Origin of the sequence: Treponema putidum (assembly GCF_024401155.1) — a bacterium.
Lineage (GTDB): Bacteria > Spirochaetota > Spirochaetia > Treponematales > Treponemataceae > Treponema_B > Treponema_B putidum.
Genome location: NZ_CP038804.1, coordinates 326,322 through 352,329, shown reverse-complemented (window position 1 = coordinate 352,329; position 26,008 = coordinate 326,322). Strand labels below are relative to the sequence as shown.

The following is a 26,008-nucleotide window of genomic DNA, read 5'->3' as shown; positions in this document are numbered from 1 at the left end:
TATAAACTAATAGTAGTACAAGGAGTTACTTATGCTTGAAAATCTTGAATTGGAGACATTCAATAAGGCCTTAATTTTTAGTGATTCTTATAATGACGACTTTGATGATGACGATTTCGATGATGATTTTGATGACGATGATTTTGATGATTTCGATGGCGATGAAGACTTTGATGACGATGAATTTGATGATGATGAAGACTTTGACGATGATGAAGACTTTGATGACGATGATTTTGATGATGACTTTAATGACGATGAAGATTTTGAATATGACGACGATGATGATGACCTAGATTATAACGATTTTGACGAATAATATGTAAAAATAAATTTACTGCATACCCAAAAAGCAGGTAAATTCTACTTTTCGGTTATATTTTTCTTCTATTAGTTATTGAATTAGATTAAGACTCGTGGTATAATATTCGAAAATTGATTGTAAAAATGCAACATAGGTAGTATTTTTACAATCAATATAATAAAAATTTTTAAATATTTATATTGTTATGTTTAAAATGTTTATTTAATTAAGGAAGAGAATATTGCAAAAAATTGAAGAAGGATTTATCAAAACCTCCGAATTACCTGTTAAGACATTGACTTCAGAGCAAAAAGCCAAACTTAATCTTCGAGGAAACGAGCTCTATAATAAAAAAGACATACTCGCTGCGGAAAGGATATTTATCACAACAGGTTATTCGGACGGGCTTGCAAGAATAGGCGACTATTATGCAAACCAAAATGAACAACTAAAAGCATTAAAATTTTATCATCTGGCACATAATACGCACAAAGAAGATATTTTGCTGGACAAATTAGCGGAAATTATACGCATGCTTATTTAAAATTGCGGCATATACTTAGTGTTAGATTAAGATAGTTATAGTTAAGATTAATATAAAACATAAAGAGGAATTAAAAAGTATGGATAACATTGATGAAACTACAATAGTTTTCAAAAAAACACCCGGGAGCGAGGATGCCCCCATTGATGAGCTTTTTTTTATAAATAGCCCGGAATTTAACAAAGATATATCAGCTGCCGAAAATTCAACCCAAGTAGAAATATCCGAACTTTCAAAGCAAGCCTATTCTCTTTTAAAAGGTAATAGTATCAAGGAAGCTATAAATGTTTTTAAAAAAATATTGGAACTTGATCCCGCAAATAATTATGCGTTGGTCGGATTAGGGGATGCAGAGCGCAAAAACAATAAATTCAACGATGCAATAAAATTTTACAAACAATGCCTGGAACACCATCCAAGCAACAACTACGCCCTTTTCGGCCTTGCCGACTGCTACAAGTCAATGAATCAGTTTCCAAAGGCCATAGCTATCTGGGAAGAATACCTTAAGTTTGATGATAAAAATATCACCGTATTGACCCGTGTAGCCGACGCTTATCGCAAAACTAAGGAATTTGAAAAAGCAGAACAACTTTATCTTAAAGTTTTAGAAAAATCTCCTAAAAATGCCTATGCTCTAATAGGCTTAGGGCACTTAAACTATGATTTTAAAAAATATAGGGAAGCCCTTGTCTATTGGGAAAAAGTAATGGAATCCAGCGGGGAATTTGTAGACATCCGCATCTTAACTTCTATCGGCAACTGTTACCGAAAAATGAAACTCTTTGACCGTGGTGTATATTATTTTGAAAGAGCACTTGAACGCTCACCTGATAATTTTTACGGCCTTTTCGGTCTTGCAGACTGTTACCGAGGTCTAAATCAGCAATATAACTCCATAGTATACTGGAAAAAAATACTTGAACTTGATCCTAACAACAAGGTCATTTTAACACGAGTAGGTGATGCCTACCGCAGTATGAATGATTTTGAAAAAGCAAAAGAATGTTATCAAAAAGCCCTTGATATCGACTTCGATTCTTATGCAATGCTCGGCCTTGCAATATTATGCAAATTACAGCAAAAATACGATCAGGCCATTACTACCCTAACCCATCTTAAAAATACTGAAGATACAAACTACAGGGTATACCTTGAACTTGCCCAATGCTATATCGAAAAAAAAGAAAAGCAAAAGGCTATAGATACTTTAATCGACTTCCAAAAACTAGGCATAAAAAATCAAACAATTTCGGATCTTTTGTTCGAACTGACAAAAAATGACCATTAAAGAGGACAAAACAGCTCTTTCGGGAATGCTGCCTGAGGAGATTCAAGACTTTTGCGGATTAAAAGAAAAATTCCGAGCCCAACAAATTTTTTATTGGATAGCTTCAGGCGCAAAGACTTTCGATGACATGACCAATCTGTCATTGGATATGCGCCGTCAGCTTAATGAAAAATTTTCTTTATTTTCCACAAAAATAAAAGAGACTTTAAAGGACCCGGACGGTACAATCAAATTAGCTATCGAACTATACGACGGAGCGGTTGTTGAAACTGTTTTACTTACAGATAAAGCAAAAAGAAAAACGGCCTGTGTCTCCTGCCAAGCAGGCTGCCCGATGAAGTGTGCTTTTTGTAAAACCGGACAAATCGGATTTTTAAGAAACTTATCAGCCTCAGAAATAATAGAACAATTTTTATACTTGGAACAAGAAGCCGGAACCTTAGACAATATAGTTTTTATGGGAATGGGGGAACCCATGTTAAATTTACCCGAAATAAACAAGACGATAAACATTCTTTCACATCCTAAAGGCAGAAATCTTTCTAAAAGGCGCATAACCGTTTCAACTTCGGGCCTATGCAAGGGAATCTATGAAATGGCAGACAATGGACCGGAAGTACGTCTTGCAGTATCCTTAACAACGGCCGATGAGACATTAAGGACAGAGCTCATGCCGGTTAATAAAACAAACCCCCTTGCAGATTTAAAAAAAACAATAAAATATTTTAATTCAAAATCAAACAAAAGGGTAACCTTAGAACTTGCCCTTATGCATGGGATTAATACTGATAAAAAAGCGGCTGAAAAGGTCATCCAATTTGCTGAAGGCCTTGACTGTTATATAAATTTAATTCCATGGAATCCCATAGAAGGATTGAATTTTAAAAGCCCGTCAGAAGCCGAAGTACGGAATTTTGAAGGCTATCTAAAAAAAGCGGGCTTTAACATAAGTACCAGACAAAAACGGGGTCAAAAAATAGGAGGAGCATGCGGTCAATTAGGCTCTACCGCAACAAAACACAATTAGCCTAATAGAGCGAAAAAATTCTATTTAATTCCTGTATTCTTTCTTCAGGTATGGGAAGAATGTCAAAAGAAGGCTTTGCAAAAAAGTAACCTTGAAATAAATCTACACCAAAGCGCAGCAGAACATCTATCTCATCTATAGTTTCAACCCCTTCAGCCAATATTATTATATTCCTCTTTTTTGCATAAGCAACGAGATTTTCCAACACATTTTGTTTATCAAGACTTTTGTGAACATCCCTTACTATGGACATATCGATTTTGACTAGGTTCGGTGATAAAAATAAAAGAGATGATTCGTTACTATACCCGCTTCCAAAATCGTCTATGGCCACCATAGCATTCCAACTACGTATTTTTTCGTTTTTTATCTCATAAAAGTTTGTATTAAGCGGTTTCGACTCAGTAATTTCCAAAACAATATTCGAAAGATATGGCCTAAATCTTTCTTCAAATTCCAAAAATTTTGCATCGGAAAGAACTTGAGAGCTTATAGTATTTAAAAATACTTTTGTATTTCCGGATATTTCACCTTTTTCGATTTTCTCTACAAAGGTCTCCATAGCACCGAAAAAAGTAAGCTCTTCAAGTTTATGAAGTTTTGATTGAGCCTTTGCCAACCGCAAAACATCCTCAGGGTTTTTAAATTCGGGAATTGAAGATCGCATGAGCATTTCATATCCGTAAACATCGCCTGTACCGGAAATAACTATTGGCTGCATAGCATATTTAATTAAATTCTTTTCGAGCATTTGATTAAGAGCTTCTGTACCGGAAATCATTATATAATTTTTTTTGTAAAAATCCAAATTAAACTCATGCAAGGAACCCTTAAAAGAATGTTTTACATCATACACTGCAAAATCTGCATATCTAATTAAATCGGTCTGATTGTCTGCATCGTAGGGATACCAAGCCAAACCGGCCGAAACGCGTAACTTTGAATACTCACCGTTGGGAAGCATTATGCTTGTATCCTGTATTTCTTTCCAAAAGGAAGCCAAAATAAGCCTTATTTCATCAGATGAAGAAAAATTATAAAAGAATGTATAAAACTCATCACCGGAATGTCTGCACACAATGCAGTATTCTTGTTGAAGCATGGCAAGTTTTTTTCCGAAAGATATCAAATGCATATCACCGTATGCATGGCCAAAAGAGTCATTAAGATATTTTAAATTATCAAGGTCCCACATAACAAGAGCACATATGCCTAAATAGTGGTTTTTAAATATTTCGGTAATCTTTTTATCAAAAGCATACCTATTGTAAAGACCTGTCAAATTGTCATAATTTATTTGAAGCTCAAGTTTTTTTCTATCTTCAATTTCTTTGGTAATATCAACAGCTATACCAAGCACCTTATTATTTTCCTTCATCTGCGTAAACCTTATCCAACGAACTTTTCCATGTTCATCTGTAGGAATAGCATAGATAGTCTTAATATCATCCTTTTCATTTATATAATATTCATAATGTTTAAGCTGACTATAAAATTCATCCGCCTTTAAAACGGAATCGCCTGAATAGGCTTGAATGTTAAATAACTTAAACCAAATAGAATTACAAAATACCGTCCCCATCAACATATTCTCTTCAAAAACACCTATAGGAACCTGAAGTTTTTCTATAATTGTAGATACGCGAGAAGCTGCATTAAAAACGCTGGCACTCAAATTTTCTATTGCAACAATGAGGGTATCAATCTCTCTTATATTCATCTTTTCGATGTTCACTTTTTTGCGCGGATCACTATTTTGCAGTTTTATTACAACCTTGTTAAACATAGTAGAAATTTGTTTGCTTGATAAATATAAACCTACCACAAACAAAAATCCTGAAACAAGCACAGACTTCCAGAAAATACTTTTTATAGTTATTGAAAATGAAAGCACATTCTTTTGTGGAGAAAATCCTATCAATACCCACTCTTGATTTTTATACATTCCATTGTTTCGGTACAGATGAAAAGGTTCGACAGCTAAACAGTATTTCTCTATAAATATTGATCCTTCATCAATAGTATAAATATTTTTATACTCACCCTTGCTAACCGTAAAATCCGGAATATGATTTACACTCAAATTATCTGCAACACTATTAAACACTATAGGCGAAAATATTTGACTATTATCGTTGCTGACGTCAACGGCTATACAATACATTCCTCGTTTGGAAATATCCAGTTCACCAAAATTTAAAAAGGACTGAATATATTTTGCAGACAGATCTATACCGATAACTCCGTAAATATTTCCTCTCCCGTCCATTATCGGAATTGAATATGTAATAACCTCATTACTTAAAGAGTCCAGTTTAAATAAAGTATTCCAAAACCCTAAATCCTTAGCCGGTTCATTAGGATGTTTTAGTGCTGCACCAATAGGCGAGTTAAAATACCTGTAGGCTGAGGCGCTGCTATTAGGAGAAATAGTAAAAAAAGGAGACCAATCCACTCCTAAAGCAATATTATGCTTTTGTACAACTTCTGCAGGTCCTCTCGATACAAGAATATCCTCATTACTTGAAGAATAAGAAGAGGGGTCATCATTTCTAACATATAAGCCGGGATAAAAAAATTCATTTGCTCTTATCGAAGAAGCCGGAGCATCAATAACCACAAAGGCTCCTGTAACATAGTTTCGCCTTATAATATAGGTCAGCTGAGGAAGGAGTGCATCGAGAATGCGGTTTTGCAAATCAGGCCTATCTGCAAGCTGATAAATTTCAATATTATTTTGAGATAATTCGGCTTGAATTACATTTAAAACATTTTCATGCAAGTCTTCAATTCTAGTCCATCTATTAGCCATTTCATTTTCGATAATAATTTTACGGTTTAAAACTTTTTCACTTAAAACTCTGTAGGCATCGTCGCTGGATTTTTTAAGAATATCCGAATTTAAAAACATTATTACCATTACCGCTGCCTGAATAACAAAGACAAAAAGCATAGGAACCAAAAGGCGTGACAAAATTGAGGCAGAATGTTTTCGATGCCGGTTACTTTTTTGCATTATTACTCCGATTACTTTAAACCAAACAATTTTTCTTCAAGTTCTTTTAACCACTCTTCAAAACCATTATCGCTAAGAAATTTCTTTAAAGCTTCATCATAGTTTTTTCCGGCTTTAATGCTTTCAAGAACCTCAGCCCTATCTTTTTCTGCTTTTTCTTGCAATAAATCAGCAAGAAGATTTCTTGCCTTATCCGAGTTCTTAAAAGCAGGCTGAAAATAAATATCCATGGACTTTATTGCTTCAAGGCTTACCTTAAGAGAATCTTGAACAACAGGTAAAATACATACGCCGTCACTGCAAAAGGCTTCCGTAACAGCCTTAGATTCAAGCTCTTTTTTCTTTACAGGTAAATATCCGGTAGAAACGGCAAATTCGGAATATTTTTGCATATCCGTGAGCCATTTTAAAAATAGAACGGAGGCCGTTTCACGCTTTAGGCTGCTTTTAAGTACAGCCATACCGGCTCCCTGCTGAACAATAGCTTTATTTGTTGTATCTTTAAAATGAGGAACAGGCAAAACCTGCAAATCAACGGGAGTAAAATTAGCGGAATCGTCTATAACTTTAGACGGTAAATATATTGCGGAAGAAGTTGATGTTATACATGCGATTATATCTCCGGTTTTTAAATCATCACTTCTAAATCTTCCTTTTGCAGTAAAAAAACCTTTTACAAACGGAACATAATAATTATCCCAACAGGTTTTCATAACCTTTTTATCTAAAACAAAATTCACATCTCCGTTTTCTAAAACATTGAAGATACTTTTACCGAGTTCATAGGTACCGATTAAAATATAGTTACTTAGGGCATCCCGCCCAAAAAATGGTTTACCGTCATTAGGTTCATCCGTTAAAGAATCAGTCCACTTATAATACTGCTCTGCAACCTTTACCAAGCCTTCCCATGTAGCCAAATCATTGTAAGAAACGCCCATAACATCTGCAAAGGGTTTCCATTCAGTCTTATTAACTACCAAAACCTCAGTAGCCTTTGCAACAGGAAATAGCTTTATTTCGTTTTTTACTCCAAAGCCGGATGAATACAAAAAACTTCTTACATATTCTTCCTTTTCTTTTTCTGTAAAAAAATCGGACAAATCCAATAAAAGATCTTTTTCATTGAATTCATAAGCCGTATCGGGATATGCCGAAAAAATATCGGGAATTTCATCTGCCTCAATTTTTTTGTCCAAGGCATCAGCGAGAAAAGCCGATATTTCACTTGCGTTTCCTGCCTTTCTTATGCTTCGCACATAGACACCATATTTTGCACCTTCAGAAGCATTGAAATTTTCCACAAGCTTGTCGAATTTATCTTTTTGCGATGCCGTATAATAATGCCACATATTTATTGTTACCGGGTCATCTTTATTCAAAATATTATCTATATCGTATTTAGCTGAATTTTTCTTTGTGATACGTGTACATGAGGACATAACCAAACACATAAATACAAAAACAACAAATCTCAGGATTTTCATAAAAGCCTCGTGAGATGTATTTTATCATATCATACATAGAATTTCAAGTATTATGGAGAAATTTAACTATTTTTTTTAATCTCAACATAGCCCAAAGAAATAAGCTTACTGTAAACGGTTTTAAAAGTACTATCAAACCCGTAAGTCGCTGCAAAGGCTGCAACATAAAAAGAATCGGAAGGAGGATTAGAAGAAAGATTACTTGAAGATTGAACATCATAATCCCCTTGTTTTTCATCGGTAAATTCTTCACCGAACTGACGTAAAACCCTACCCTTGACCGATCCGTCTATACTAAAATCATTAGAGGAATTCAGCTTTTCAATACGGAATTTAACACTTCGATCAGAAGACGCAGCATTAACAATGGGTCTATTTTGATAATAATGATTTGAATGGCTTAAAAGTTTATAATTATATGCGGAAATCAGATAATTTACAGAGTTTGAAGGATTTGTTTCTGCATATTGCTCCATACTCTTTATTGCATTTTCACAGTCATTTTTTGACTCATAAATACGGTAATAAACTTCAAAACCTTTAAAATAACCGGCTGATCCGGTCAAATTAGCCGTATCGGAAGTTCTAAATTCAAAGTATTTTTCATTTTCATCGCTATGGCTCGTAGGACTATGAATTAACTTAGGAGGCTCCAAATAAACAACATCATCTATACCGCAGGACAAAAAAATAAAAGCAATTACCGTAAATAATATGTTTTTCTTAAACATATAAAGTCTCACGTCAGGATAAATCGTTTTTTTACAATTTATCCTTAATCTTCATATTAACCTACTTTGTGCCGTCTCCTGTAAGAACAATTACACGGGACTTTGCAAGAAGTGCCCATTCGTTTTGAGGATATTTTTCCAGAAGTTTATTATATGAGAGGATAGCCTCATCTTTTTTGGATAAAGCCTCATACAAGCGTCCTGTGTTAAAAATAGCTCTGGGCACTAGGGGAAAATCTTCAACCTTTGAGGCTCTTTCATAATAAGCGAGAGCTTTTTCTTTATCGCCTAACTCATCGGCACAAGATGCAGCATTAAAAGATGCAACGCCTTCAACATAAGAATTCTTTACGGCTGCGGCAGCAAGTTCATAAAATTTAAAAGCATCTTCATACATTTTTCTCTGAAAATAAATTTCGGCTATAACAGTATTTGCTCTAAAACCGGCATAGGAAGAAGAATATTTTGCCCCAAGAAGTTTAAGTTCTTCAATAGCCTTATCCTCTGCCTCCTTAACGGCCTCAGAGACTATTTCTTGGTCTTCTGCGTCAGTATTTCCGGCAGAAGAATTTTTTGCCTGATCTTGGCGTTTAAACTCTTCAAGTTCATAAATAACTTTTTCTACACTTGTTACTGAAGTTTTTCTTAAATTTTCACCTATTACAAACCAGCTAACAGTACCTGCAACAACAAGTAAAATACAGACAAAAACACCAATTACTATTTTTCTGTTTGCAGCTAAAAAATCACTGATTTTTTGTGCCAAATCTTTATTTTCTTCCAAATTCATTTTATATCTCCTTAATTTCAAGCTCTTTTATCAATCTCGATAAATATGTACGCTGTATTCCGAGTTTTTCGGCTGCAGCAGTTTGATTCCATTTTTGCTCATTTAAAATATTGACGATAAAAGATTTTTTAAAATCATTTACAGCCGATTTTAAATCCATATTCGAATAATCCGTCTCAGTTTCAACGGAACCGGATTCAAGTTTTAAAAGCAAATCTTTTTTGTCTATGTACGGCGGTTTGCCTAAAACACAGGCCCTCTCAACGGCATTTTCGAGTTCCCGAATATTTCCCGGCCAAGAATAAGCATTTATAAGTTTTTCCGCATCGGGCGAAAAACCTAAAAACGTTTTTTTTACCTCTTTGCTGAATTTCTTTAAAAAGAAATAAGCCAGTTCGGGTATATCCTCTTTCCTATTTCTAAGAGGAGGTATATAGACAGGCAAAACATTCAAACGATAATAAAGATCCGACCTGAATTTTCCCTGCTTAACAAGTTCTTCTATGTTTTTATTTGTAGCAGCAATTATACGGGTATCAACCGTAAGAGTTTTATTTGAACCTACCCTTTCAAATGCCATTTCCTGTAAAACCCTCAAGAGTTTTGTTTGAAGAGCAAGGGGAATATCCCCTATTTCATCCAAAAAAATAGTCCCATGGTCTGCAAGTTCGAATCTGCCTTTTCGATCCGAAATTGCATCCGTAAAGGCTCCTCTTACATGGCCGAAAAGCTCACTTTCAAGCAAACCTTCCGGCAAGGCTGCACAGTTTACCCTTATAAAGGGATTATCTGCCCTGTGGGAATTAAGATGGAGCTGCTCTGCAATAAGCTCCTTTCCCACTCCGCTTTCGCCCAAGATAAGCACTGAAGCATCTGAGGCCGCTATATTACGGCACAAATCGAGCTTTTCATTCATTACCTTACTTTTTGTAATAAAAGTGTGATATCCTCTATCCTGCTCCAGCTGATCTTGTAAACAAATAATTTCTTCGCGGGATTTTTCATAGTGCTTCGCATTTTGATAAGCTATGGCCGTTTGAGTGGCAAAAAGTTCCAAAACATTTAAATCGTCTGCATCAAAGTTTTTTCCGTCCCTCTTATTTAAAACCTCAATAACACCTATGCATTTTTCTTTAATGCACATAGGGACCGCAAGCATATTACGATTTCGATAACCTGTAACTTTTTGCACTGTAGGATCAAAACGCGGATCGCTTAATACATCGTTTATGATGGCACTTCGATTATATTTTATAACCCAGCCTGCAATACCATCCAAAGCAAGTACAATCTTTTTTGCTTCAATTCCCTTAGGGCCGATAGCAATTTCAAACCTAAGTCTTTCACCGTCAGGTTCAAGCATCAGAAGAGACGCTGCATCTCCTTCCACAACTTCCATTGCCGATTCTACTATCTTTTCCAATAGAACACTCAAATCAGAGTAATTAGAATTTATCAGCAAGCTCGTATTTATAAGAGTATTAAGCTTATCTCTTTTAATGCTCTCGATCGTACTCATAACGAACGAATTTACTCCGGTTTATTCTTTAAAAGGTCTCCAAGAGTATAAGATGAATCTTCATCTTCTTGTTCGGTTGACATATACTGAGAAATTTCTTCCTGCTGCTGTTTTCGTTTAAAATCCCTAATCGAGAAAGCGGTTTTTTTGTTTCTCGGATTTATTTCGATTACCACAGCCTTGATCTTATCTCCTACAGCATATTTTGCAAGAGCTTCTTCCGGCGTTTCATCCCTAGACTCAACCAAATTTTGTTTGTGAATCAAGCCCTCGATGTCTCCGGGGATTTTTACAAATATACCGAAGTCGGTAATTGAGGAAACTTCTCCTTCAACAGTAGAACCGACCTTATAAACGGCTCCGAACTTTTCCCAAGGATCATCAGTAAGCTGTTTGATACCCAAACGGATTCTTCTTGATTCGGCATCGCACTCAATAACAATAACTTCAATTTCTTTGCCTACTTCAAGCTCGCTGCCCGGATGTTTTACACGTTTAATCCATGAAATATCGTCTGCATGTAAAAATCCGTCAATACCTTCTTCAAGGGAAATAAAGGCGCCTGCATTGGTAATTTTTACAACTTTTCTGGTTAAACGGGTTCCTACAGGGTAACGTTCTTCGATTGTATCCCAAGGATTGTCTGTAACCTGCTTAAGCCCTAAAGAAACCCTTCCTGCCTGAATATCATAGCCTAGAATCATACATGTTACCTTATCTCCCGGCTTTAGGATATCCTCAGGTTTATTAATCTTCTTAACCCAGCTGAATTCGCTTATATGAGCCAAACCTTCAATACCTTCATCCAACTCAATAAAGGCACCAAAGTCTGTCGTCTTTGTAACCGTACCTGTAACAATATCATCAACGTGGAATTTATCCTCAAACTGAAGCCAAGGATCCTGAGTAAAATGTTTTAATGAAAGGTTTATTCTCTTATTTTCCGGATCAAGACGGATTACTTTAAGTTCAATTTCCTCGCCTTTTTTTACAAAATCTTTCGGGCGTGTTACATGTCCCCAGCTCATGTCATTGATATGTAAAAGACCGTCAAAGCCGCCTAAATCAATAAAGGCACCGAAACTGGTAAAACTCTTAACCTCTCCTTTTACAGTGTCTCCTATCTTTGTGTTTTCAAAAAAAGCGTTTCTTTCTTTTTCAATACATTCTAAGATATATTTACGGCGGTTTACAACAATATTTTCACCTGAACGTGAGTTAAAGCTCAATTTTTCAATATAAAATTTTGACTTTAATCCCACCAAGGTTTCAGGTTTTTCAACCCTTGACACATCCGCTTGGCTTAGAGGTAAAAATGCAGTCAATCCTCCGCCGAGTTTTACTTCATAGCCTGATCTAAGCTGCTTTGCAATCGTACCATCAATCGGAGTTTTATCGGCATAAGCTTGTTTAAACTCTCTTTGAAGAATAAGTCTATCAGCCTTAATTTTAGATACGGACAAATGGCCGTTAGAACTTTCGGTTTTTTCGATAAGAACATTTACCTTATCGTTAATCTTAGGTTCTTCATCAAATTCATCCAAAGAAATATGACCTTCGGATTTACCGCCTACATCGACAAAAACGGTTCCGTTGTTTACAGCAACAACATGACCTTCCTTAATTGTCCCCGCCTCCGGAGCCTCAAAATTATTTAAGTACTCCTCTTGTAATTGTGCTTGGATGTTTTCGTTAGAGCCTTTTTCAACATCCTTAACCACTTCCATCTTTTCCATAGATAACCCTTTATTATTTATATTTTCCGACAATTCTGCCGACATTATTGCCGACACTTTCGCCAGCATTTTTTCATAAACTTCATTTATAGTCAAATCCGACGTATCCAAATATACTGCATCCGGAGCTACTTTTAAGCTCCCTTCTTTTTTGTTTTTATCGACTTCATCTCTTTCAAGGATAGCCTTTTTTATCTCTTCCAACGAAAGGCTGCTTGTTCCCTGCTCAAAGCGTCTTTTAGCTCTAGCTTCTGCCGAAGCATCAAGGTAAAACTTAATATCTGCATTCGGGAAAACTACGGTAGTCATATCTCTACCTTCGCAAACAGCTCCGGTTTTAGCCGCTTCTTCTCGAATTTTTTTATTTAATATCCGTCTTATAGGAACTATAGCTGAAAGAGGTGCAACAATGGATTCTACAGCATCACTTCTAAGATAGGGCTCGACATTTTCTTTACCCAAGAACATGGAACCGTTTATATAAAAAAGCTCGGTTTTTTCGGCAAAGGAAGTCCACTTTTTTTCATCGGAAAGGTCAGGAGCTTGTCCTCCGCTTCCGTCATCTCTCCCTCCGAAAGAGCGCAAAACAGCCAGAGCCAAGGCTCTATAAAAACTGCCCGTATTCATAAATGTGATGTTCAAGTGTTCGGCAAGCATCTTTGCAAGGGTACTTTTACCTGAGCCTGCAGGACCATCGATCGCTATTATCATATCCTATGATTATACAATTTTTTTAACATTATGTATATACTTTTTTATAAAAAGTATAGTATTTTTTTATAAAATATATTATTATGTCAGACATTATGGGAAAGAAAAATACATCTTTAGGCTGTTTTTTTTGGCTTGCATTTATTTTATTGGTCGCTCTCCTTTTTTTTATCAACAAAAATAATATCGCCCGTGTTTTTGAAAAAACGAATGCTATGAGCATATTCCAAAAAAAAGAATCTAAGGATGAAATACAAAAAGAAGCAGATATTGAGGGTATCCAAAACGAAATAGAAAAAATAAGAGCAGCAGAAAAAGATGAAGGAAAGCCTCCTGAAGAAGAAACAACCGAAGAAGAGGCAGAAAAACCGGTTGAGCAAAGTCAAAAAACGGTAAAAAAGACTATCGAAACGGAAAAAACAACGGAAAGAAATAAGTCGAAGGAAGAAAAAAAGACAGCTGCAAAAACATCAAACCAAGAAAATCAAAAAACGGAATCTCAAACCGGCAAAAAAAAGCCTGAAACTAAAAATAAAGATGAATCTAAAAAAGAAGAGTCTAAACTTGAACAAAAAAATGAAAAAACATCAGAAAAACGAAGCTCTAAAATTTATTTGATTAAAATAGAATCGGATGGGAAGCTGGTACGCAAGGCCGTTATACGCGAACTTGAAAAAACAGACTCACCTCTAACCGATGCCGTAAAAAGTCTTTTACAAGGCCCTACAACAGACGAAATAAAACAAGGCTACCGAACCTTTATTCCTCCGGATACAAAACTAATATCGATTGAGGTAAAAAACGGAATTGCCGAAATAAACATAAGTGAAGATTTTCAGTTTAATCGGTACGGTATCGAAGCCTACCAAGCCCAGCTTGCACAAATAGTACTTACTGCATGCGAATTTCCTACCGTAAGTTCCGTTCAATTTTTGATTCAAGGTAAGAAAAAAGAATATCTTGGGGCTGAGGGTATCTGGATAGGATCACCTCTTTCGGTTAATTCATTTTAAACTAGCCAAACCTAAGTTTGAACGTAAGTTTGAACGTCTTTATTTAGGGATTTATTGCAGCTCATAGCGCTTATAAGCTGCTTAAGCCTATGCGAAAGAAATCGATTTAGAATAAGCTGCAATTATTTTAATAAGGTTAAAATTAGTCCGGGGCTTAGCCCAAAAATACTTGAGCATTATTATCGATAGCCAATATGGTTTTACATTCAGAGCATCTAAAACGCCCTGACTTAGTAGCCTTAAGCTTTTTTGAACATATAGGGCAGGCAAATATTTTAGGAAAGACTTGAGCTGTTGCCGTGGTGTTTGAACTTTGGAAAAAAGCCACTGCATCGGACAAGGCATCCTTAATATTAAAAAATTGAGAAAAGCCCAAAAGCTGAAATATTTCGTAAACCTTAGGCTGGATATCCAATAAAACTATATCTCCACCCCTTGGTTTTACAGTCTTCAAGAATGCTGTAAATGAACCTATACCCGTAGATGAAACATAATTCAAAGCAGCACAGTTAAATACAATCTGTATAAAACCGCCGTCTATAACTTTAGCAATACGTTTCTGAAAAAACGCAGAGTTATATGTATCAATGTAGCCGTTTAAAAAAACAACTACGCACTTATCAAGTCCATCTACTCTTTGAAGCCGAATTTTCAAGCTATCATCTTTTTCATCATCAAAACCGGCTATAACACTGTTATTACTCATAATTCTCCCGATTCTTTCAAAATAAAGAAATAATCCAGTATCTCCATCCTGTATTATACTCTTTATTTTAAAAAAAGTCAAATATAAAACAAAAAAATATCTATTTTTCTGTAACTTTTACTTTTAAAAATTCAAAGAACACCATAATAGAACAAAGACATTTCTTTACAGTTACAGTATCGGATGGTATATATTTGCCCTATAGCATATTTTATCAAATTTTTTAAAGATTATTTTTAATTTCGCTTGACATAATAGTCCAATGACGGCAATATACAAAAATGAACTTTGAAAAAACGATTATTCTTTGCCGTCCTGAAACAAGCGCAAACATAGGAGCCGTATGCAGGGTTATGGCAAACACGGCTTTTGATGATTTAAGAATCACAGGAAAAAAAGAGGACTATGATGAAACCGAAGTCTTAAAACTTGCACTTCATGCCTCCCACATTTGGGAAAATGCGCATTTTTATCCTCCTACCGATGCCGGTTTAAAAGAAGCGGCGGCAGACTGTTCGGTTTTAATAGGAACCAGCAGGCGTACAGGACATAAACGTAAAGATTTAGGTATCAGCCCTGAGACTCTCTGTCTTGACTTAAAAAAATTTTATGGAGGCAGATTGGGCCTTGTTTTTGGAAATGAACGCACCGGTCTTACGGATGAAGAGCTTAATATGTGCTCTTTTTCCGTTAATATTCCCGCTGAAGAAAAATTCGGCTCTTACAACCTTTCCCATGCAGTTCTGATTCTTTGCTATTCTATTTATATAGCAGAAAAAGATAATCCGCTCATAGAAAAAAACATTTATTTAACAAAAGCTTCAATGAAGATAATTCAAGAAAACTCGGAACAGATATGCAAATACCTTTCAGGTCTGGGGCTATTCAAAAAAGGAGGGAAAAAAACAAATGAGACCTTTTTTATTGAGCTTTTATCATCTGCAGGAGCATCCGAATTCGATGTAATGCATTTAACTGAAATTTTTAAGAAACTTTTTTTTATGTATAGTTGTTAATATACGGATAATTATCCTTGAGGAGGGATATTATGGTGACTGTTTTGTCGGTAGGAGGCTCTATAGTAGCCCCGGATAAACCGGATTTTGTTTTTTTAGATAAATTTTCAAAAGCTGTAAGAGGGTGGCTTTCTCAAGACTCATCACGAAAACTGATTATGGTAATTGGAGGAGGAGCTCCTGCCAGAGACTATCAAAACGCTTATAGAACAGTCTGCGATTTATGTAAAAAGAACATAAGCAATGATGAAGCCGACTGGATAGGTATAATGGCAACAAGGCTAAATGCCCAGCTCGTAAGAGCCGTATTCTCCGACCTTTGCCCTAATCCTGTAGTTTATGACCCAACTACCGTTGATATGTTCGGAGGACAAATATTAGTTGCTGCCGGCTGGAAACCCGGTTTTTCTACAGATAATGATGCCGTACTTCTTGCCGAAAGGTTTTCAGGAAATTTGGTGGTAAACCTTTCAAATATTGCCAAGGTTTATACCGATGATCCCAAAAAAAATCCTGAAGCAAAGCCGATAGATAAAATTTCATGGGAAGATTTTATAAAACTAGTGGGAACGGAATGGGTTCCCGGGAAAAATACTCCTTTTGATCCTATAGCAAGTCAAAGAGCCCAAAAAGCAGGTATAAGGGTAATTTGTGCAGCAGGAAAAGACATTGAAAATTTGGAAAATATTCTCAATGGTGTAGAATTTAAGGGGACGGTGATCGGCTAATGGAAAATTATTACAACATACTGAATGTTTCTAAGTCTGCTGATGAAGAAGAAATTAAAAAGGCCTATAGAAACCTTGCTATGAAGTATCATCCCGACAAAAACCCGGGGAACAAAATAGCTGAAGAAAGGTTTAAAAGGATAAGCGAGGCTTATTCTATATTATCAAATCCGCAAAAACGAAAAGACTATGACTTAAGTATGGAAAGCACATTTACTTCCGGCACCTATACTTATAGGCAAAATGAAAATCCTTTTGGAGAAGACATATTTACCGCTGAATGGTGGCAAAACTGGAGAAAAACAAAAGAAAATAATACCAAGAAAAAAGAAAATATCCCCCGCAAAGAAGCCTTTAAAATCATTATACACGGGATATTGCTAACGATAGTAGGTATTTTGCTTTTTAAGAGTGTTATTTTTTTAGGAATTTTCGGTTTGCTTTTAGCCTTTTACCTTGTCTCGGAAGGTGTCATCCGAATACGGAAAGGCTATGCGGCGATATTCAGGTAGAGCTTACCTTTGATAAGGCTTATCAAAGATAAGGCTTACCTTGGGTAAGCTCTTATCTTTCTCTAAAGATAATTCTGCCTCTGGTCAAATCATAGGGGGATAGGGCAACTTTAACCGTATCTCCCGGCACAATTTTAATATAATGTTTGCGCATTTTTCCCGATAAATGAGCTAAAATAACATGCCCGTTTTTTAACTCAACCCTAAACATAGTATTGGGGAGAGATTCCTTAACAATACCTTCAACTTCAATTGCTTCTTCTTTAGACACAAGACCTCCAAAAAAATGAATAAATTTCAAAAAAACATTTGCTTTTTTTTCAATTCAGCCGTATAATTCTAAAGTCTATTAAAAAAATTGTCAACTAGGAGACGTATATGAAAAAAAAGTTTATTGAGGAAATGAAAGAATACTTGCTAAAAGAAAGAGAGGAGATAATGACCTCTTTAAAGCGGAATGACGAAGAATATGCAGAAACTTTGGCAAACAGCATCCCCAAGGACTTTGCAGATTTGGCTTCGTATAGTACCGATAGGGATATGCTGGATTTTATCGGAGAAAGTAATATAAAAAAGCTCCAGAAGATTGATTCGGCATTGGAAAGAATAAGGGAAAGAAAATACGGCAAGTGTATTACCTGTAAGGAGCAGATACCTGAGGACAGGCTAAAAGCCCTGCCCTATGCTTTAAAATGTATTGCCTGTCAAAGCAAATCGGAAAAAAAGACGAGTCCATAAAATAAATCAAAACAAAGTATGATGCAGCATCAAAAAAGCCTTGATAGTTTCAAGGCTTTTTTGATTTTAAAGAGAGCAAATCTAGCCGAAAAGTCCGCCGGACATCATTTTTGCTTGAAGACCCTTGTTTTTTGACACCTTTCTCATCATTTGACGGGTCTTTTCAAATTGCTTTAAAAGCTTGTTTACATCGCCTACAGAGGTTCCTGAGCCCTTTGCGATGCGTTTACGGCGGGGCGGTCCGATAATGCGGAAATTATCCCTTTCTTTTAAAGTCATCGACTGAATTATGGCTTTTTGGCGTTTTAAAAGAGAAAGGTCAAGTTTATCTTTGTCTATTTGACCTGAAAGGCCCGGAATCATATCAAGCATAGATTCCAATGGCCCCATTTTTTCGGCCTGCTCCAACTGCATGAGCATATCGGCAAGGCTGAAACTTTCGCTCTGCATCTTTTTTTGAAGCTTTTCCGCCTCTTCTTCATCATAAACAGCCTGAGCCTTTTCAACAAGAGAAACAATGTCTCCCATGCCCAAAATACGGCTTGCAATACGGTCGGGATAAAAGGGCTCAAGGTCTTCCAGCTTTTCGCCTGTTCCTATATAAAAAATAGGTTTTCCCGTTATGGTTTTTAAGGAAAGGGCGGCACCGCCTCTGGTATCGGAATCGAATTTTGTGAGTATTAAGCCCGATAGCCCTACCTGCTCATCAAATTCTTTTGCAACATCGACTGCGCTTTGACCTGTCATTGAATCTGCAACAAGGATGGTTTCCATAGTCTTTACGGCAGATTTAATATTGACGATTTCCTTCATCATGTCTTCATCTATTTGAAGACGTCCTGCCGTATCGACTATGACCGTATCGTAAAAGTTTTTCTTAGCAAAAGCCAGAGCATTTTTAGCTACTTTTACTGCATCCTTAGTTTCTTCCTTGTAAACAGGGACGCTGATGTTTTCTCCCAAAACGGAAAGCTGCTCTACGGCGGCAGGACGTACAAGGTCGCAGGCAGCCAAAAGAGGTTTTCGTCCTTCTTTTTTAAGCTTTAAGGCCAATTTTGCGGCACTGGTAGTCTTTCCGGAGCCTTGAAGCCCCAAAAAAAGGATGACCGATTGGGTATCAGGCCCCCTTAGATCAAGGGCTTTTTTTTCATCCCCTAAAAAAGAAGTCATCTTATCGTAAACAATCTTTGTAAACTGCTGCCCTGGATCTACGGATTTTAAAACCCTTTCTCCCTTGGCTTCTTCAGCTGTAGCATTTATAAAACGGCGTACAACACGCAAGTTTACGTCGGCATCTAAAAGAGCCGTCTTAATTTCTTCGATTGTGTCTTCAATATTTTTTTCGGTAATTTTAGACTTACCGCTCAATGAACGTATTATTCCGCTGAATTTTTCGGTGATATTTTCGAGCATTACTTTGTATCTCCCTTTAATAAGTTTTCTATTAAGTCAAGAGGTTTTAATTCTTTGTTTAAGATTTTATAAAGACCCGAACAAATAGGCAGTTTTAAATTTCTTTTTTCTGCAAGAATATTCAAGTATTTGCAGGCAACTACCCCTTCGGGCAAATAGCCTATTTTGTCGATATTTTTAATAAGATCATCCACATCCTCAAATGAAAGGAGAATCTTCTTTGTTATGATTTCGTTACCGAAACGCCGGTTTCTGCCGTACTTACTTCGGCAAGTTACGTCCAAGTCACCCACACCGGCAATCGATGTAAAGGTTTCAGGATGAGTTGCCCCCATAGCACGGCCTATAATCTGAATCTCGTTTAGGCCGGCAGCCAAAAGGAGGGATTCCGTATTGTCGCCGAAAATATCGGAAGTTACGGTTAAAGCGTCTAAAACACCGAAGGCAACGGCTACAACATTTTTTGCAGCCGCACATACCTGCACTCCGATTATATCTAAACTGGAATAAACAAGCAAATTCCTCGATCTTAATATTTCGCGGCACCGGATAGAGCACATCGGATTTTGAGAAGCGGCAATCAGGCCGGTCAGCTTGCCTTCGGCTACCTCTTCGCCATGGCTTGGCCCCGCTACGTAAACCAGATGGTTTTTATAAAAATCCGGAAGCATTTTCTCCAAAACATCTATTATAAACTTGGGTTCACCGTTTTCATCGGGAATAAAGCCCTTTGTCAATACCGCTATCGTCGGATAAGGCATTGCTCCATCGTCATGGCTAAAAGGAGCGAATTTCAGAAGTTCTTCAACAGTAGAAGTTAAATAAAGTGAAGGGCTCGCTAAAAAAATAAAGGCAGCGTCTTTACATACCTCTTTCATATCAGTAGACGCAGAAACTGTTTTAGGCAACTTATGGCTAGGCAAATATTTTACATTTATATGGCCGGTATTTATCGAATCGGCAACGTCAGCAGTATGGCTCCAAAGCACAACTGTGTGTCCGTTTTTTCCGAGCGAACAGGCCACGGCCGTTCCCCAAGAACCGGCTCCGATAACGGCAATCTTATCGTTCACAAATTTCTCCTGATTCACACTCTATCATTTTTTAGCAAAAGTTTCAATAAAGAAAAACAAGCTTCTTTTCCGTTCTTTACAATTTGCAAATACTATGATATATTAAGCACATGCGTAATAAATTAAACTCAAAAGCGTTTTTCTTTGCGGTAATTTTATTGATTACATTGTTTTTTTCATGCAGAAAAAAAGAAAGCGATACAATGTATGCTGATGATACATCTTTAGTCGAAGTTCTCGTAAATTCTAAAATCATTGTAGGAGTAGACTCACAAAATCCTCCTATGTGTTCTTACAATAGTGAAAATGAGATTGAAGGGTTTGATGTTGATGTTTTTAAAGAAATAGCGGATATACTGAATATTGATGTAGAATTTAAGACAATAGTTCCAAGTGAGGCGGAAAATCTAATCAATAGCAGAGCTATAGATTGTATTGCATCGGGCTTTTCCTATACGGATCAACGGAACGAAATTTATGAACTTACAAGGCCTTATTTACGCAATGCGGTAGTGCTTTTAACTTTAAAATCAAATAATATTAAAAATATAAAAGATTTAAAAGGGAAAAAAATAGCAGGACAAATGGGAGGCTTAGGACTTACTCTGATTAAAAACAATCCCGAATTGATGAATCAGATATATTTAGTAGAATACTTATATAATAACATACCGCAAATTCTGAACAGTTTAAAAAACCATGAAGTTGATGCCTGCGTAGGAGATATTTCAATTATGGCAACATATTTAACCAAGGAGCCTGATACTTATAGCCTCATTGAAGAAGCTATAGCCTTGGATTCCTTTGTATATGCTTTTAAAAAAGGAAGTACGGCTTTAAAAGAAGAAGTAGAAAACGCATTATTTGAAATGGAAGAGGCGGGAAGACTTGAAAAAATTTCAAGAAAATGGTTTGGCACAAATATGGTAATTTTTGGGAAATAAGGGTGTAATTATATGAAAAAAAATCCGAATTATGTTTTTAAACTAAACTTGATGTTTTTATTTATTGCCTTGGCAGTTTCGGCTTGTACTCCAAAAGAAGTCTCAGGCAAGAAAAAAAAGAACGATGTTTCACTTGCAAAGGTTCTTGTAAAAAAAGAATTTATAATAGGTGTTAGGGATGATCTGCCCCCCTTTTCTTTTTTAAACCTTTTTACAACAAAGCTGGAGGGCTATGATATTGAAGTAGCTGAAGAACTGTGCAAAAACATGAAAATAAAACCGATTTTTAAAGCTATTGCATGGAACGAAAGGGATAAACTGCTTAACAATGGAGAGATTGACTGCATATGGAGCGGCTTTTCATACAGTAAAGAACGTGACGAGGCGTATTCACTGACAACACCTTATATAAAGAGTGCCGTAATATTGGTTGTAAAAGATAAAGACCCTTATTATTCTATTCAAGACATAAGAGAAAAAAAGATAGGTGTTATAGCTTTGTCATCTATACACGCAAATCTTAAAAAGGCGGAATTAACTTATGGCGTATTTAAAAATACGGTTGTATTTCAGAAAGCACAGGACGCCTTAAATGCTCTTGAAAAAGATGAAATAAATTGCATCGTCTATGATCTTTTATCTATAAATAGTTTAATGCAGGCCAAAACCGGCTCATATAGGGTTCTCGATGAAGCCATAGCCTATGAAGAATATGTTATAGCCTTCAGAAAAGAAGACATCGCTCTTATGAATGCCGTCGAATCCACCTTAAAAGATATGGCAAAAACCGATTTTTTAGAAAAAACCAGTAAAAAATGGTTTGGCGCAAACGTTTCTATCATAGGACGTTAGCCCTTAAACTTATTTTGTATAAACGGAAACTATCTCGCAAATGTAAACATAATGAAAATCTTTTTTGGGGTATGAATCTATAACAATCTGCGGGTCAACAAATAAATCCATATCAAATTTACTTCGATAAAGTTTACGGCACACAAGAACGGTCTGAGCCTGTTCAAAAGATACGGCACCGTCTTCAAGCATTACGGGTTTTAAGCCTGTTTCCTTTGCCTTATCTACATTACGGCCTGAAACTGTCCCGCAAAAAGCCAGCATCCCCTTAGCCCATGGGTCATTTTCGTCAAAAAAAGAAAGAGTTATATAATCTTCTTTATCGGCAAATTCGGCAGTATATCTTGTAGGTCTTATATAAACCGTAGCTGTAAGTTTATTCCACAAAAAGCCTATATTTCCCCAGCCGGCTGTCATTGTATTCCACTTGCCTTTTTCCGTTCCGGATCCTGCAGTCAGTAAAAAACCCTCATTATGAGAACCGGTAATCGATGAAACAGGCTTTATCAATTTATCCAGAATTTTGGCACTAGCCTTTTGCATTTTAAATTTTGACATAAATTACCTCCGAATTCATTATATACGATAATCATTTTATGTGCAAGAAGAAATTTTTCTTCTTTTCTATTTTTACATTTTATGATAGAATAGGTAAATGAAAAAGTTTTTGTGCATTTTATTTGCTGCCCTAATATTATCATGCCGATCGGCACAAATATCAAAGATAAAAATTGATCCGGCAAAAACGGACATTTATACATCTGAAAAAAACAAAGAAAGTTTTGCCGGCTTTCAAACGGAGGTAAGCTTTCCTCCGGAGGAAGAAAAATATGATCCTTCAATTTTACCGAACAACTTTATTCCTTTTAAGGCTTATACCGGACAGGGCTATCTTTACTTTCATACTGAAAATGTAAAAAAATTTCTTTTATATTTAAACGGGAAAAAAATAGATACAAAAAAAATCTGTAAAAATAAATATACTAAAATTTATATCGGAGATGAAGTAATAAACGGCACCAATAACTTACTCATTACAAATATTGAAGCCGAAAAAGATGATAAGGGCTTTTCGAAAACCTATACCCTATCGGTAAAAATCCCCTACCCTTCCATTATTGAAAAAAGAGAAAAATTAAATAACGTAAATTATAGAGCCTTTCAAATAATAGATGACATCATGGAGGCTCAAACAGCAAACGGATTTCCCTCGATTCAGCTTGTAGTTGTAAAAAACGGAAGAATGATAAAAAACTCAGCCTACGGTTATATCAGCACTGTGGACGAATTCGGAGAATCCCTGATGCAAAAAAACAAAAAGCCTATTACAAAAGACACTCTTTTTGATTTGGCCAGCAACACCAAAATGTATACGGTAAATTTTGCCTTACAAAAACTTATATCCGAAGAAAAGATTTCGATCTATGATAAGGTAAAAGATTTTTTTCCTGATTTTAAGGATAAAAAAAAGGATCGGTTTAAGGGAAAAAGCGAAATTACGGTTGAGGACTTATTAAAACATCAAGCAGGTTTTCCGGCAGGGGCACAGTATTATGTGAACAAAAAAATAACACAAAAAAAGAAAAACGATAAAAGGCAAAACAAGGAGATTGTTTTAGAGCTTATTTGCAGCACACCTTTAATATATGCTCCGCGTACTGAGGCCTTATATTCCGATATAGATTATATGCTCTTAGGTTTGATTATAGAAAAAGTAACCGGCCTTCCCTTAGATAAGTATACGGAAGAAAATCTTTATAAGCCCTTAAATCTATCTTCGATTTGCTATGAGCCATTAAAAAAAGGATTTACAAAAGAGGATATTACCGCAACCGAAATACGGGCCGTCAAAAGAACAAAGGACGAAAAATTCAAAGACATAAAATACTTGCCTGTTCACGGGACGGTACACGACCCTGAAGCCTACAATGCAATGGATCAGGTAAGCGGCCATGCAGGGCTTTTTGCAAATGCCGAAAGTATAGCAGTCCTGGCTCAGGTCATGCTGAACGGCGGCGGATACGGAAATATAAAGCTATTTGATTCAAGCGTTTTAAATTTATTTACCAGTCAGGGGAATTTTTTTTCGCAGGCAGGTTTAGGTTGGAGAAGGCAGGGGCTCAATAACAGCTACGCTTGGGCTTTCTCGCAGCTTGCAAGTGCGGACACTATAGGACACACAGGCTGGACGGGGACATTAACTCTAATCGATCCTAAAGAAGATTTAATAATCATAATCTTTACAAGCGCAAAAAACACCCCTGCCCTTTTTGGAAAATATTTATGCGGAAAATATGAGGGAGATTTTTATCTTGCAAAAAACTATGGAGCCATTACAACCTTTATTTATTCCGCATTTAAAAACTATGATAATGCTATGCTGGATCAAATGCTCATTGAACTTGCTGTAGGCAGAAAAGAACTTATAAATATGATTCCTGAAATTTATGATAACGAGGGAACCCTCAAGGACTTAATAGCCGTAATGGAAAGCATAAGAGAACAGTCAAAGCAATCTGCAATATTGAGAGAGTTTTTAAAAAGTGAAAAAGCAATGGCTATAATTGCAGAAATTCAATCAAGGAATTCAAAGAAAAACTTAGCAAAAAAACAAGCCGAAGGAAAGGCAAGATGAAAAAGAAGTTTTTTTTATTTTGTTTTTTTAGTCTTGCTCTCATGGTTTTTGCAGAAAAAAAAGCAGAGCAGCCGGACGAGTCCGATTTTAAGACGGGAATTGAACGCGTAGACGAGTTTTTTAATCTTTTTAAGAGAAAAAGAATAGGATTGATTACCAATCAGACAGGCATAGATTCTTTAGGAAGATCAATCGTCGAAATCTTATACGAAAAGACTAATCTTACCGCCCTATTTTCCCCGGAACACGGAATAAGAGGAAATGCTAGGGAGGGGGCAGGTATTTCAAACACGGTAGATCAAAAAACGGGGCTTACAGTTTACAGCCTTTACGGAAAAACAAAACGGCCTACAAAGGAGATGCTCCAAGAAATAGATGTTTTATGCTTTGATATTCAAGATGTAGGAGCAAGGTTTTACACATATATTTACACAATGGCCTATGCAATGGAAGCATGCGCCCGGGACGGAAAAACCTTTGTTGTTTTTGACAGGCCCAACCCTATAAACGGCATAAATGTAGAGGGCAATATTCTGGAAGAGGAGTATAGATCTTTTACAGGCTATTTTCCGATTGCACAAAGGCACGGCATGACCGTGGGAGAATTAGCCCTAATGTTCAATAAAGAATTTAAAATAGGCTGTAACTTAAAAGTAATCCCGATGCAGGGCTGGAAAAGAGAAAACTATTTTGAAGACCTTAATTTAATGTGGATTCCTCCTTCGCCCAACATTCCTACACCAGATACGGCCTTAGTTTATTCCGGCTTTTGTATCTTTGAAGGGGTAAACATTTCGGTAGGAAGGGGAACTACAATGCCCTTTAAATACATAGGTGCCCCGTATATAGATGGCGAGGCCTTAGCAGAAGCTCTAAACGCCCTTAACCTTGCCGGAGTTTTTTTTAGACCTGCCTATTTTACACCGGCCGTTTCGGTTTATAAGGAGGAACTGTGCGGAGGAGTTCAAATCATAGTGAGGGATAAAAACAAATTCTTGCCCGTAAAAAGTGCAGTTGCGGTGATGTACAAGATAAGGGAAATATATCCCGATAAGTTTAAGATAAATAACTACCCTGCCGAACTCTGCGGCCTTAATTTATTAACCGGAACAAACAAGCTAAGCTCGATGAGCCTTTCCTTAGATGACTACTTTAAATTTATCGAAAAAGATGAAAAAAAGTTTTTGAAGATGAGGAAAAAGTATTTGATATATTAAAATGA

General features: G+C 36.3%; 24 protein-coding genes. 13 read left to right on the top strand and 11 right to left on the bottom strand.

Annotated elements, in window-relative coordinates:
• Positions 1-31 precede the first annotated feature (31 nt).
• From E4N74_RS01655 to rlmN, 4 genes are all read left to right on the top strand, one after another.
• Positions 32-319, top strand: a complete 288-nt coding sequence (locus tag E4N74_RS01655) for a hypothetical protein (protein ID WP_044978777.1) — start codon at positions 32-34, stop codon at positions 317-319.
• A gap of 226 nt (positions 320-545) precedes the next feature.
• Positions 546-848 carry a hypothetical protein gene (locus E4N74_RS01650; protein ID WP_044978776.1) on the top strand — a complete coding sequence of 101 codons (303 nt, stop codon included), beginning with the start codon at positions 546-548 and terminating at the stop codon, positions 846-848.
• A gap of 79 nt (positions 849-927) precedes the next feature.
• Positions 928-2,139 (top strand): tetratricopeptide repeat protein, encoded by a 1,212-nt coding sequence (locus tag E4N74_RS01645; protein ID WP_084224525.1) that lies wholly within the window; start codon positions 928-930, stop codon positions 2,137-2,139.
• A complete protein-coding gene (rlmN, locus tag E4N74_RS01640; protein WP_044978775.1) occupies positions 2,129-3,166 on the top strand; it encodes a dual-specificity RNA methyltransferase RlmN in 1,038 nt (345 codons plus the stop codon). Before E4N74_RS01645 ends, rlmN begins: the two co-directional genes overlap by 11 nt.
• Before the next feature lies 1 nt (position 3,167).
• Here the strand turns inward: rlmN and E4N74_RS01635 are convergent, their stop codons facing one another.
• The 6 genes from E4N74_RS01635 to rpsA all read right to left on the bottom strand — a co-directional run bounded on the left by E4N74_RS01635 (position 3,168) and on the right by rpsA (position 13,156).
• Positions 3,168-6,182, bottom strand: a complete 3,015-nt coding sequence (locus E4N74_RS01635) for an EAL domain-containing protein (RefSeq protein ID WP_255818604.1) — start codon at positions 6,180-6,182, stop codon at positions 3,168-3,170.
• 11 nt (positions 6,183-6,193) lie between these two features.
• Positions 6,194-7,669, bottom strand: a complete 1,476-nt coding sequence (locus E4N74_RS01630; RefSeq protein ID WP_044978773.1) for an extracellular solute-binding protein — start codon at positions 7,667-7,669, stop codon at positions 6,194-6,196.
• A 62-nt stretch (positions 7,670-7,731) separates the two neighbouring features.
• Positions 7,732-8,400 carry a hypothetical protein gene (locus E4N74_RS01625; RefSeq protein ID WP_255818603.1) on the bottom strand — a complete coding sequence of 223 codons (669 nt, stop codon included), beginning with the start codon at positions 8,398-8,400 and terminating at the stop codon, positions 7,732-7,734.
• 61 nt (positions 8,401-8,461) lie between these two features.
• Positions 8,462-9,190: a tetratricopeptide repeat protein gene (locus E4N74_RS01620; protein WP_044978771.1), complete on the bottom strand. Its 729-nt coding sequence runs from the start codon at positions 9,188-9,190 to the stop codon at positions 8,462-8,464.
• A gap of 1 nt (position 9,191) precedes the next feature.
• Positions 9,192-10,709: a sigma-54-dependent Fis family transcriptional regulator gene (locus E4N74_RS01615; RefSeq protein ID WP_044978770.1), complete on the bottom strand. Its 1,518-nt coding sequence runs from the start codon at positions 10,707-10,709 to the stop codon at positions 9,192-9,194.
• An 11-nt stretch (positions 10,710-10,720) separates the two neighbouring features.
• The gene (gene rpsA / locus E4N74_RS01610) at positions 10,721-13,156 is read right to left on the bottom strand and encodes a 30S ribosomal protein S1 (RefSeq protein ID WP_255818602.1); all 2,436 of its coding nucleotides are present in this window, start codon (positions 13,154-13,156) and stop codon (positions 10,721-10,723) included.
• Positions 13,157-13,251: 95 nt separating this feature from the next.
• Between rpsA and E4N74_RS01605 the strand changes: the two genes are divergently transcribed.
• Entirely contained in the window at positions 13,252-14,169 is a 918-nt protein-coding gene (locus E4N74_RS01605) for a GerMN domain-containing protein (RefSeq protein WP_255818601.1), read from the top strand.
• A 154-nt stretch (positions 14,170-14,323) separates the two neighbouring features.
• On the opposite strand, the gene E4N74_RS01600 is transcribed toward E4N74_RS01605, so the two are convergent.
• Positions 14,324-14,875 carry an STAS domain-containing protein gene (locus E4N74_RS01600; protein ID WP_044978767.1) on the bottom strand — a complete coding sequence of 184 codons (552 nt, stop codon included), beginning with the start codon at positions 14,873-14,875 and terminating at the stop codon, positions 14,324-14,326.
• A gap of 281 nt (positions 14,876-15,156) precedes the next feature.
• Between E4N74_RS01600 and E4N74_RS01595 the strand changes: the two genes are divergently transcribed.
• Genes E4N74_RS01595 through E4N74_RS01585 form a run of 3 tightly spaced genes read left to right on the top strand, consistent with a single transcriptional unit; the run spans position 15,157 to position 17,131 of the window.
• Complete coding sequence (locus E4N74_RS01595; RefSeq protein ID WP_044978766.1) at positions 15,157-15,891, top strand: RNA methyltransferase; 735 nt, start codon at positions 15,157-15,159, stop codon at positions 15,889-15,891.
• A 32-nt stretch (positions 15,892-15,923) separates the two neighbouring features.
• A complete protein-coding gene (pyrH, locus tag E4N74_RS01590) occupies positions 15,924-16,619 on the top strand; it encodes a UMP kinase (protein WP_044978765.1) in 696 nt (231 codons plus the stop codon).
• The gene (locus tag E4N74_RS01585) at positions 16,619-17,131 is read left to right on the top strand and encodes a DnaJ domain-containing protein (RefSeq protein WP_044978764.1); all 513 of its coding nucleotides are present in this window, start codon (positions 16,619-16,621) and stop codon (positions 17,129-17,131) included. The genes pyrH and E4N74_RS01585 overlap by 1 nt, the downstream gene beginning before the upstream one ends.
• A 52-nt stretch (positions 17,132-17,183) precedes the next feature.
• On the opposite strand, the gene infA is transcribed toward E4N74_RS01585, so the two are convergent.
• Entirely contained in the window at positions 17,184-17,402 is a 219-nt protein-coding gene (infA, locus tag E4N74_RS01580) for a translation initiation factor IF-1 (protein ID WP_044978763.1), read from the bottom strand.
• 107 nt (positions 17,403-17,509) lie between these two features.
• Between infA and E4N74_RS01575 the strand changes: the two genes are divergently transcribed.
• Positions 17,510-17,869 carry a TraR/DksA family transcriptional regulator gene (locus E4N74_RS01575; protein WP_044978762.1) on the top strand — a complete coding sequence of 120 codons (360 nt, stop codon included), beginning with the start codon at positions 17,510-17,512 and terminating at the stop codon, positions 17,867-17,869.
• 81 nt (positions 17,870-17,950) lie between these two features.
• Here E4N74_RS01575 and ffh read toward each other — a convergent pair whose 3' ends face one another.
• Both ffh and E4N74_RS01565 read right to left on the bottom strand, forming a co-directional pair.
• Positions 17,951-19,282 carry a signal recognition particle protein gene (gene ffh, locus E4N74_RS01570; RefSeq protein WP_255818597.1) on the bottom strand — a complete coding sequence of 444 codons (1,332 nt, stop codon included), beginning with the start codon at positions 19,280-19,282 and terminating at the stop codon, positions 17,951-17,953.
• Complete coding sequence (locus E4N74_RS01565) at positions 19,282-20,355, bottom strand: NAD(P)H-dependent glycerol-3-phosphate dehydrogenase (protein ID WP_255818595.1); 1,074 nt, start codon at positions 20,353-20,355, stop codon at positions 19,282-19,284. Before E4N74_RS01565 ends, ffh begins: the two co-directional genes overlap by 1 nt.
• Before the next feature lie 110 nt (positions 20,356-20,465).
• Between E4N74_RS01565 and E4N74_RS01560 the strand changes: the two genes are divergently transcribed.
• Entirely contained in the window at positions 20,466-21,299 is an 834-nt protein-coding gene (locus E4N74_RS01560) for a substrate-binding periplasmic protein (protein ID WP_044978759.1), read from the top strand.
• Positions 21,300-21,311: 12 nt separating this feature from the next.
• Positions 21,312-22,151, top strand: a complete 840-nt coding sequence (locus E4N74_RS01555) for a substrate-binding periplasmic protein (protein ID WP_044978758.1) — start codon at positions 21,312-21,314, stop codon at positions 22,149-22,151.
• Positions 22,152-22,160: 9 nt separating this feature from the next.
• Here the strand turns inward: E4N74_RS01555 and E4N74_RS01550 are convergent, their stop codons facing one another.
• Complete coding sequence (locus E4N74_RS01550) at positions 22,161-22,709, bottom strand: hypothetical protein (protein ID WP_255818593.1); 549 nt, start codon at positions 22,707-22,709, stop codon at positions 22,161-22,163.
• A gap of 97 nt (positions 22,710-22,806) precedes the next feature.
• Here E4N74_RS01550 and pbp4b point away from each other — a divergent pair, with 97 nt between their 5' ends.
• Positions 22,807-24,786 (top strand): penicillin binding protein PBP4B, encoded by a 1,980-nt coding sequence (gene pbp4b / locus E4N74_RS01545; protein WP_255818591.1) that lies wholly within the window; start codon positions 22,807-22,809, stop codon positions 24,784-24,786.
• Positions 24,783-26,003: an exo-beta-N-acetylmuramidase NamZ family protein gene (locus E4N74_RS01540; protein ID WP_255818589.1), complete on the top strand. Its 1,221-nt coding sequence runs from the start codon at positions 24,783-24,785 to the stop codon at positions 26,001-26,003. Before pbp4b ends, E4N74_RS01540 begins: the two co-directional genes overlap by 4 nt.
• The last annotated feature ends 5 nt before the right edge of the window (positions 26,004-26,008 follow it).